Source organism: Acinetobacter stercoris, assembly GCF_900323515.1.
Lineage (GTDB): Bacteria > Pseudomonadota > Gammaproteobacteria > Pseudomonadales > Moraxellaceae > Acinetobacter > Acinetobacter stercoris.
Window position 1 is genome coordinate 1 of record NZ_OOGT01000436.1, and the last position, 779, is coordinate 779.

Annotated in this window: 1 protein-coding gene; it reads left to right on the forward strand. The window is 26.4% G+C overall.

The genetic code is table 11. The annotated features are described in order from the left end of the window. Window positions 1-41: 41 nt before the first annotated feature. Complete coding sequence (locus tag KPC_RS20095; RefSeq protein ID WP_121976036.1) at window positions 42-407, forward strand: hypothetical protein; 366 nt, start codon at window positions 42-44, stop codon at window positions 405-407. The last annotated feature ends 372 nt before the right edge of the window (window positions 408-779 follow it).

Genomic DNA, 779 nt, shown 5'->3' on the forward strand with positions numbered 1-779 from the left:
AATTAATCATAAATATCAAAAAACTCATGAGGTTATTTTGTATGGATAATCAATTTGAACAGGTTCGTGATATATGGGTAAATGCATTTTTTACTGGAAATTATGAAGTTTTAGCCAGGTATGAAGATGAACATTTTAAAGTCATTTATGAGAAAGAGGGTATTACTGAAGGCAGTGCCACCAGATATGAAAAAATTGCTGATGCAGTCAAAAATGGGGTTTGGAAACCTCAAAAACCTAATGTACAGAGTGAGGAATATGAATTTGATGAGGATAATACACATTGTAAAGTGATTATTGAATTAGAAGCAGATGGTACATTAATTGAAGAGCAATGGGCTTTTTATGATGAATGGAAAATTATTGAATTGAAATTTTGTAAAACAAAACATGCAAAGCACCATTGATAGGTTTGAAATTTAAAGACTGACAAAACTAACGAATCTCTCTTATCCAGTTAACACATTTATTCAGTGTTAACTGGTTTTTTATAGATAGAAAATTTATTTAATATTTTAGTGACTAAAGAAATTTTTAATATAATCTGGATTATTTCTTGTAAAGTTGAATAAATTTATAAAGAACAAAAGTATATAAATTAAATTAAAAATGTATGTATTTTCACCTAAAAACGTCTATAAAATAATCTAAAATTAGGTTAATCTATTGCAATAAGCTTGTGGATAAAGTTGTTGATTTTTGGTTAATATGAATTATTTCTACTGTGATTAATCTAAATTTTATTGCAACAAAAGTTGGATTTATAGACTGTATAGTGA